At 50.8% G+C, this 9,407-nt stretch carries 8 protein-coding genes; all 8 read left to right on the top strand.

Annotation, left to right across the window (positions count from 1 at the left end):
* Positions 1-11 precede the first annotated feature (11 nt).
* Positions 12-911, top strand: a complete 900-nt coding sequence (locus tag J1C54_RS16800) for a glycosyltransferase family 25 protein (protein ID WP_370635686.1) — start codon at positions 12-14, stop codon at positions 909-911.
* 159 nt (positions 912-1,070) lie between these two features.
* Entirely contained in the window at positions 1,071-2,243 is a 1,173-nt protein-coding gene (locus tag J1C54_RS15510) for a glycosyltransferase family 4 protein (RefSeq protein WP_229149678.1), read from the top strand.
* 19 nt (positions 2,244-2,262) lie between these two features.
* Positions 2,263-2,925, top strand: coding sequence for a CatB-related O-acetyltransferase (locus J1C54_RS16650; protein ID WP_304504414.1), 663 nt, complete (start codon positions 2,263-2,265; stop codon positions 2,923-2,925).
* The gene (locus J1C54_RS15520; protein WP_229149679.1) at positions 2,922-4,019 is read left to right on the top strand and encodes a glycosyltransferase; all 1,098 of its coding nucleotides are present in this window, start codon (positions 2,922-2,924) and stop codon (positions 4,017-4,019) included. The genes J1C54_RS16650 and J1C54_RS15520 overlap by 4 nt, the downstream gene beginning before the upstream one ends.
* Before the next feature lie 15 nt (positions 4,020-4,034).
* On the top strand, positions 4,035-5,291 hold the full coding sequence (locus J1C54_RS15525; RefSeq protein ID WP_229149680.1) for a hypothetical protein: 1,257 nt from the start codon (positions 4,035-4,037) through the stop codon (positions 5,289-5,291).
* Positions 5,272-6,273: an SDR family NAD(P)-dependent oxidoreductase gene (locus tag J1C54_RS15530; protein WP_229149681.1), complete on the top strand. Its 1,002-nt coding sequence runs from the start codon at positions 5,272-5,274 to the stop codon at positions 6,271-6,273. The genes J1C54_RS15525 and J1C54_RS15530 overlap by 20 nt, the downstream gene beginning before the upstream one ends.
* Positions 6,274-7,334: 1,061 nt before the next feature.
* Positions 7,335-8,150, top strand: coding sequence for a glycosyltransferase family 2 protein (locus J1C54_RS15535; protein WP_229149683.1), 816 nt, complete (start codon positions 7,335-7,337; stop codon positions 8,148-8,150).
* Positions 8,151-8,157: 7 nt separating this feature from the next.
* Positions 8,158-9,237: a glycosyltransferase family 4 protein gene (locus J1C54_RS15540; RefSeq protein WP_229149684.1), complete on the top strand. Its 1,080-nt coding sequence runs from the start codon at positions 8,158-8,160 to the stop codon at positions 9,235-9,237.
* Positions 9,238-9,407 lie beyond the last annotated feature (170 nt).

Below are 9,407 nucleotides of genomic sequence, written 5' to 3' on the forward strand. Positions count from 1 at the left end.
ATCGACGGTTTATGCCCGGTTACCTTGGCAATGGTGTGCCAGTTCTACTAATTTCTCTTGAGGACCAATCAGGTAGGCGTCAGGATCTTATTTCGAGGGGTATTCCCGAGAGCTGGGTGCACTCATTCTTTCCGGCAGTTGATTTGAGAGATGCACTGGAACAGGATATTGCCCCGCTTGCTGATCTTGTCGCATTCGAGGAGAAATTTTCCAGGAGAATGAGGGCTGCGGAAGTTGGCTGTGCAATGTCCCACAACGCGGTTGCTGCCTGGTTGGTGTCCTCTCCCTTTTCAATCGCGCTTGTTCTTGAGGATGATGTGATCCCACAGCCGCCAGATTGGCTTGCTCAAGTGGCAGCTACCGCGGACGCGTTGACTCCTCACGCTCAAAGCGGGGCTGCCTTTATTTGTCATTTGGGAGCTCCCTCTAATCAAGTTGGCCCCGCGCTAAAGCGAAGGGTAACTTGGCGAGGTGGTCGGTCATCTACCGATATGCCGCAGATTTTCCTGCATGCCGACCCCGCAAGCGGTCTATGGCGAGCGCATGCTTATCTTATATCGAGAGCAGCGGCTGAGCGTAGCTCAACTCAGGAAACTGCGATCATGACGCTTGCAGATGATTGGTGTGAGCGCAGGCGCCGAGGCTGGCTTGATGAGATTTTTTTTACACAATCAGCCTTGATTGGTCAGGATGAGGATCGACCGAGCACAATCAGGCCTTCTGACCATAACGACTACATTAGAGACACGGCTGATCAGGATTCTTTTTTGACACGAGTCGGGCGGTCATTGGCTGATCGAATCTTTCTAAAGCGCTTGTATGCGTCTGTACGGTTTAGGGTGGCTATGGTACTTGCTCGCTTTGCTGCAAAGAGGTCCTACAGTGTCAGTCTTACAGTTCCACGTGAGTAGCGCCGTTGCAACGTGGAGATCCGATGCTTATCAGTTCGATATTTCCTGAAGGCCGGTATCTTGCAGTTGAAGACTCGACGGTCCTTCTAAGCCAGACACAAGTTTCTAATTGGCTAGCATTTCGTAATAGCCTTGAGTCTTAGTATATTGAGTGTTGGTATGCCGATTAATAGCGTCAAGAATAAGCGTACTTCCGGAAGAATTCTGCATATTGCCAGTTGGTATCCGAATCCATGGGATGGTATCGAGGGGAACTTTGTGCGTGACCAGATTCGTGTATTCAAGCGAGATCTGGATGCAGAGACTATTGTTATACAAGTTAGATCATCTGGCAGCCGATTGCCCCGGTTCCGGATAGTTGGGTTAGATGATGAGGCGAGAGGGTACTTTCTTCTGGCGGCAGTAAAGCCGGGTAAAGTAATGGAGTGGCTATCGTCTATCTTCTTGATCATTGTACTTGTTAAGGAGCGTGCATGGCGGTTTAATGCCCTGCATTTTCATATAGCTTACCCGCTTCTGTTGCATTCAAGGCTTTGGAGATGGATCTTTAAAAGGCCAATTCTGATTAGTGAGCACTGGTCAGCCTATCATTATAATTTCTATTTGCCCCAGAGCTCCAAATCGTTGCTTGTGCTTAGAAAGCCTTTTCAACAAGGTGACGCTGTTTTGGCAGTGTCGCAAGCACTTCTTGAGGACGTTTGTCGATTCTCTTGTTGCGATAATTTCCCGAAATTCGTTATTCCCAATTTTGTCCCCCTTCATGGGGTTTCGGCTAGCCGGCGCGTGGTTCCAACATTTTTTGTTGTGAACCGATGGCAGTCGATCAAGAACCCGATGCCCATGCTAGAGGGGCTTGAGATGGCGGCTCGGCTAGGAGCTGAGTTTAAGCTGGTTATTGGTGGCTATGGTGAACTCATTGATCAGATGACTTCTTTCGTGCAGGGCAGCTCATTAAATGACCGTACTACCTTTGTTGGCAAGATGACAAAGCCCCAGATTGCGGATCAACTTGCCAGCAGCGATGGATATCTGTTTTCTTCCGACTACGAGACATTTTCAATCGCCTGTGCGGAGGCACTTGGAGCTGGCGTCCCTCTGATCGGCCCTTACATCCCTGCAATCTCCGAATATGCCAGTCATCTCGATTGGGTCAAAGTTAAGTCCCGTGACGCTGAGAGCTGGAGCGCTGCGATCGCGACCTTCCTTGATCGACGCAATGCTGGCGAATTTTCTGCTGATTCTATAGCGAGTAGGGCTGAGCAGCACTTCTCCGAGGATGTCATACGGCGCCGCTATCGTGAGGCAATGACACTCCTGAAGATCATGCCTTAATGATGATGGGAGGTAGCATATGAAGTTCCTTCGCTTTTTACTCTTGGCCCTGCGCCAGCGGCTTAATCGAGTGAATGCTATCCACAGCACAGCAAAGATTTCTCCTGAGGCCTGGGTTTCCGGGTGCACCGTTGGTCCAGATGTTAGTGTGGCCAAGGGTTGCAAGCTGTATCAGGCTACATTGGTGGGCAAGGTTTCTGTATCTCGATATACATCTCTCTGGGGGCCGGAGATTTATGCAGGTGCTGGAGTGCATGGCATCTCAATAGGATCATTCTGTTCAATTGCCCATCATGTAACGTTTCAGGAAGAATTTCATAATCCGCAGCGAACAACTACGTATTTCTTTGAACGCAATGTGCTGAAGACGGCAGAGGGCGCTGATGCGCAAATCAGCAAGGGGCCAATCCGTATTGGTAATGATGTCTGGATAGGCGCGGGTGCACAGGTGCTTTCCGGTGTCAGCATTGGTGATAGTGCTATCGTTGGTGCCGGTGCCATTGTTACTCGCGATGTGCCGCCCTATGCGATAGTTGCGGGTAATCCAGCTCGCCACATCCGTTATCGTTTCGCTCCTGATGTTATCGATGAACTGCTCAGGCTGCAGTGGTGGAACTGGAGTGAGGAAAGGCTGCGGTCTGAGGCTGCCTATTTGACAAGAATCCATAGTAAGCCTGTATGACCACTATTCTTGTTATCTCTCCGGAGCCGTGGGACGGGCACTTTGTCAGTAAGCATCACTATGCGATGGAGCTGGCTCAGCAGGGACATGATGTGATTTTCTATGGCCCACCTGCTATCCATAATGAAATTCGGCTTGAGGATATTTCTGTCACCAACGGTCGTCTTCGAATATTGCATGCACCGCGGGTGGCCCGTGGGTTGCGGCGCCTTCCGGGCTTTATACGACGTTTCCTTGAGGGGCGGTGGCTTGCTCGGCTAGAGAGGTTGTTGCAGCAGCGCATTGAGATAATCTGGAATTTTGAGAACTCTCGATTTTTTGACTTCGGCTTTGCTGGGAATCGTTTAAAAATCTATCAGCAGGTAGATCTGAACCAGGACTTCGAGCCAGATATAGTCGCCGCCACAGCAGATCTTTCAATAGCGATTTCAGGCCCTATCGAGAAACGTCTGGAGCCAGTAGCACAGCAGCTTATTCGGATCACTCATGGATATTCGCCGCCACGGCGCAGGGTTTCTGGTCCCCCTGATATTGATAGCATCTTTGCGAACTTTGGCGTCAACGTCGTTTTGACCGGGAATCTGGATATTGCCTATCTGGATGTAGAGCTTCTGACCCAGCTTGTTAACACTAACCCGAATGTGCAGTTTCATTTTGTCGGCTCCTATGCAACTGGCAAATGTCTGCATGCGGCGACAGCATCTTCTGCTAATGTTGTCTTTTGGGGTAAACACCCGGCGGATGTGCTGCCACACTTCCTGGAACTTGCGGATGTTCTGCTCGTCGCCTATAGGGAGGACATGCACCTTGAGCAGCTTGCCAACCCTCACAAGATGATGGAATACCTGGCCTCGGGAAAGTGTGTTCTGGCGACGCGGACTCTGGAGTATGAGGGAAGGTCAGACTTGGTGGAGATGCCAGCAAGTCGGGAAGAGTATCTTCATGTCTTTGCCACGATTAGCAGAAATCCTATGGCGTGGAATACTCCAGAACTCATCGCACATCGCCAGGCCTTCGCTCTTGATAACTCTTACTCACGTCAACTTGACCGTATTGCCGTAGCGCTCGGGCGTCGCGGTGGCTTGATTAGCTGACTTATAGGCTTAGCAATGACCACAAAATCTCCTATCATTATTTTTCTTTACAATCGCCTTTTTGACCCGCTAATCCAGGGTAATTTCTGGCTCTATATCGATAGCTATTTGAATGATAGTGCTAGTCAGGTACGGTTTCACGTCATTACTTACGAAGATCCGAAGCATCCGTTAACTGACGAGCAAAAGACAATCGTAGAGCAATGGAAATCCCAGGGCATGGAGTGGACAGCGTTAAGCTGGCACCCCGGAATCGGGATAAAGCAGAAGCTTGTAGACTTGATCGCTGGCTTTCGTGTTGCGCTACGTTTGCGCTTTAGTGGCTTTCGTCACATCGTCACTCTTGGGTCTGTTGCGGGCACCTTTGCTTACTTGTACTCGATTCCGCTGGGTCTACGTCAGTTCTTGTACCAGTATGAGCCGCATTCTGAATATGCCGTTGATAACGGGATGTGGCCGGCGAACAGCCTGCAGACTCGCCTGTCCCGTTTGCTTGAGAGGCGCGCGGCACAGGGCGCTGTTGTAGTTGCTTCTGGTACTCGATTTATGGAGGAAAGAGTCAAGCAAGTTTGGCACTCTCAAGCGAAATTCGTCAAAATCCCGACGGTTGCGAATGATCAGAAGTTTATCTTTGACCCGGAAGTCAGAAAGCGTGTTCGTACACAGCTTGGTATCACGGAAGACCAGAGCGTGCTGTTCTATCCGGGCAAGTTTGATGGCCTGTATTATGGCGATGAAACCGCATTTATGTTTCGCTGGCTGCTCGATATGGACTCTAGTCTGCACTTTCTGATAGTGACTCCCCATGATGACGATGAGGTCCATGGGCGTTTCGATCGGGCGGGAGTGTCGCGTGATGCCTACACGATTTGTCATTCTGATTATGCCGGGATACACCCTTATTTTTTTGCCGCAGATTTTGCAGTGATTGCCGTGCCTCCCGGTCCATCCAAAAAGTTTATATCCAACATAAAAGTGGGTGAGTATCTCAGTGCCGGGTTGCCTTACTTGATTACTCGTGGTGTCTCTGAGGATTATTTGTTCGCAGAAGAGAACGATGTTGGTGTTGTGGTAGATGATTTTACGGAGTCTGAGATCAAGGCTGCCTGGCCGAAAATTCAGGATTACCTTGAGCGTGATCCGGAGGAGCGGCGAAAGCACTGTCGGGATAAAGGCCTTGGCTACCGGGGCTTTGACACACTAAACCCTCGATTTCGGCATGCAATTAACATCTTGACGGGGCATGACATGGATGAATCCTATGATCGCTAAGCATCTTTTGGTAACCGGAGGGGCAGGCTCTTTTGGACGTGCTTTTGTTGAGTATTTATTGGCCTCTCCCGACTGCCCTGAGGCAATTACAGTATTCTCTCGCGATGAGCATAAGCATTATGAAATGGCGCACCACCTCGCACGGTACGCCAGCAGGTTACGTTTTGTTATCGGCGATATCCGCGATGCGAGCCGAGTAGATGAGGTTTTGGCCGGCGTTGATGTTGTTGTACATGCGGCAGCCATGAAGCATGTGCCCGCTGCAGAGGCTAACCCCTACGAGTGTATGCGTACCAACGTAGACGGTGCGAGAAACCTCGCAATGGCGGCAAATCGGCATGGCGTCAAGAGAATTGTAGCGCTGTCTAGCGATAAGGCGGTTTCGCCCTCTACGATCTACGGAGCGTCCAAGTTCGCCATGGAGCGGGTGTTAATACAAGCCGGGCTTTCAGGGCGCACACGCTTTAGCGTGGTCCGTTACGCCAATGTATTTGCCAGTGGCGGCTCGGTTGTGCCGTTCTTTCTACGGATCAAAGAGCAGGGGTTTCTGCCTATCACCGACCCATTAATGACTCGCTTTTCAATTACTATGCAAGAGGGAATCGAGCTGGTTCTGTTTGCATTAAAAGAGGGGTTGGGGGGCGAAATTGTTGTGCCTATTGCGCCATCATATCGGGTTGGAGATGTTGCCATGGCGATAGCTCCTGACGCTGAACATCGTATTATTGGTGCGAGACCAGGTGAGAAAATGCATGAGTCTATGTTTTCACTTACTGAGGCCCCCTTTGTTGTTAGGAACGGTCAATATTATGTTTTCTTGCCGCAAGGCGGGCCGACGACGCTGGCAGATTATTTTGGTTCTATGCCTACAGCAAACGCTCTTGATGCTCCATTTGAGTATGAGTCAGGATCAAATTCAAGTTGGTTGAATGTAGATGATATTCGTGCGCTCATTCGCAGTGAAATGGGGGTTGAGTGCTAAGTTCTGGGCTGCCTTTGCATCGACTTCCACTGATTCTTCGTAATCGTTCAATTGGTTTTTTCCGAAGGATCGGATTTTCACTTGCTGGCCCAAGAAACACGCTTCGTGCTGAAGATGCCATATTAATTTGTGCTGATCCTCGAGGCGGATCAACCTGGCTTTATGAAATGCTGTCTCGTATTAACGGGGTCGCCGGATTGTGGGAGCCGCTGCATATAGGCCAGGTAAGCCATTTTCGCAAGATTGGATTTGGCTGGAGGCATTATATTGCAGAAAATGAGGCTGTGCCGGAGGCAAGGAAAGCTTTTGATGATCTTTTTAGAGGTCGTTGCCGCGAGTCATATATACTACATCGCACGTCTTTCAATGGTTTCCGCGACGCTGAATTGTTACTTGTGAAGTTTTGCAGAGCAACCCAGCTTCTACCATGGCTTAGTCGAGAGTTTGGCTTTACACGAAGGCCTGTCCACCTCGTTCGACATCCATGCGCTATAGTGGCTAGCCAAATTAAGTATGGTGCCTGGGATACGGTTTATCCCGGATTTTCAGAGCAAGATATCCTGTCCGATCCTCTAATGCGGCCGTATGCTGACGTTCTTCTACGCATTAATACTATTGAAGCTCGCCTTGCTGCAGTTTGGGCAGTGACAAACCGGGTTGCCTTGAGTCTCCGCAGCGTAATCAACGGTGGTTGACTGTTAGCTATGAAGCGCTTGTCTCTACTCCTGTTGATACTCTGTCAATGGTGTTGAGTGATTGGGGGCTTTCTCTGGATGCAGGTATTGAAGAGATCATCCTGAAACCTAGTAACACGACCCTCAAATCCAGCCCCATCTCACTCGGTGAGCAAATGGCTCAGCTGTCATATTGGCAAAAGTCACTTAGTCCCAGTCAGATAAGAAGCATTCTCGATACTGTTGAAGCTCTTGGCGCAGGGATATATGACGGCGGAGTGTATCCGAGATTATGATTGCGCCTTGTGCGGATAAAAGCATCCTGTTTTCAGGAATTATTCTTGTCATTACAGGATTTTTACTATGTGATTGTAAGGATTTCCTTTTGTGAAGGTATCTGTCGTCACACCTGTTTTTAATGGTGAGTCTGTTATTGATTCCGCCATTCAGTCGGTCATGGCGCAAACCTTCCAAGACTGGGAGCTGATCGTTGTTAATGATGGCAGCAGTGATGGCACTGCTTCCATTCTTGATGGATTAGATGATTCTCGCATTCGAGTAATTCATCAGGCCAACGGCGGCGTTAGTGCTGCGCGGAATGTCGGGCTTGAACTAGCGCAGGGCGAATACCTCACCTTTCTGGATGCAGATGACTGTTTGCCCCCAGATGCTCTCAGGGTTCGGTCCGCTTTTCTGGATGAGCACCCCGAAATTGATATTGTTAATGGCAGTGTTAATGTCGTGTCCGCTGGAGATCTGATTCGAATCTACAAGCCTGATTTGGCTATTGGGCCTTTGCTGGGTCGTCTCACAACGCTGGATGAGGGCGTTTTCTTTGGCGTGAACTACATGCTGCGGCGTGAGAAAATCCAGCTTGCGCGTTTCCCTGGCGGTGCTAGCCACTGCGAGGATATTATCTTCTTCTTGTCGCTCGCTCATCAGGCTAACTTGATCTACGGTGCCGTTCCGGATGTGGTTTACGAGTATCGTATTCAGCCCGGTTCGGCGATGGGCAATCTTGATGGCATCGAACGCGGATATCTTGAGCTGTTAAGGCGTACTCGCGAGATGTCTCGTATCAATGATGCCATGCGCAAGGTCCAGCGACGCCGTGTGCGTCGAATCCTGTTCCGGTCATGGTTGCGTCGCGCAAGGCCTCTGCGCGCCATCGCAGTGCTGGCTAAAATCTACCGTATGGCCTGAGCGTTGCATGCCTAATAGCCGGATTGTTTTTTTCACCAAGTACACTCGCGCCGGCGCCAGCAGTCGCTATCGCACCTATCAGTATCTGGATGCTTTCCGCGCCGCCGGTCTTGTTTGCGTGGTTAAGCCTCTGTTCGATGAAGCGTACCTTGTTCATAAGTATCGACATGGCACGGCCTCCTGGCTCGGCGCTTTTTCTGCGCTTGTCGGTCGGCTTTGTGCGGTACTTACGGTGCCGGCTCGCTCTACCGTGGTGGTTGAGTACGAGTTGTTGCCCTATTTCCCGGCCGTGCTTGAGCGTTGGCTGGTGTTTCGCGGTTGCCGGATGCTGGTGGACTATGATGACGCACTGTTCCATCAGTATGACCAACATGGCAGAGCCTGGGTGCGGCGTCTTCTTGGCGGCAAGATCGCCACGGTTATGCGGCTGGCCCATACGGTGGTTGCCGGTAATGAATACCTGGCTGACTATGCAAAGCGCGCCGGTGCCCGGCGAGTAGAAATTATTCCAACGGTAATCGATTTGCTTCGTTATCCTGCGCGTCAACAGGCGCATGCACAGCCTGTTTTTACCATCGGCTGGATTGGCTCACCCAGTACGGCAAATTACCTGTATGAAATCGCTCCTGCGCTGGCCGAGTTCTGCGCTCGGGTGCCAGCTTGTGTTCGGCTTGTCGGGTCAGGACCCGTGACCTTGGCTGACGTGCCGGTGGAGCTGGTGGCGTGGCAAGAGCATACCGAGGTTGATGAGATATCCGCTTTCGAGGTCGGCATTATGCCGTTGCCCGATGAGCCATGGGCGCGCGGAAAGTGTGGGTTCAAGTTGATTCAGTATATGGCTTGCGCCGTTCCGGTGATTGCCTCTCCTGTTGGAGTCAACGCGCAGTTTGTGAAGCATGGGGTAAACGGCTTTCAGGCATCGACTGTAGAGCAGTGGCTGGCGTCGCTTCACGACCTATATCAGGATACGGAACTGCGTCAACGTCTTGGCGCAGAGGGTAGGCAGTGTGTTGCGCAGCACTATTGCCTTTCGGTTACCACGCCAATCTGGCTTGGTTTGCTGGATGATGCTCGGCTTGGGCGCTGATTGGACGGGATGATGATTGCATGTGTGGTTTAACCGGCTTTTTGCTGCCCCGGCCTGAGCTGGATGCCGGGGACTTGCAGGCATTTACCCGGACAATGACGCAGCAGCTGAATCATCGTGGACCGGATGACCACGGTGTTTGGGTGGATGCCAATATCGGCATTGCACTT

The organism is Alcanivorax sp. 1008 (genome assembly GCF_020667895.1).
Classification (GTDB): Bacteria; Pseudomonadota; Gammaproteobacteria; order Pseudomonadales; family Alcanivoracaceae; genus PGZG01.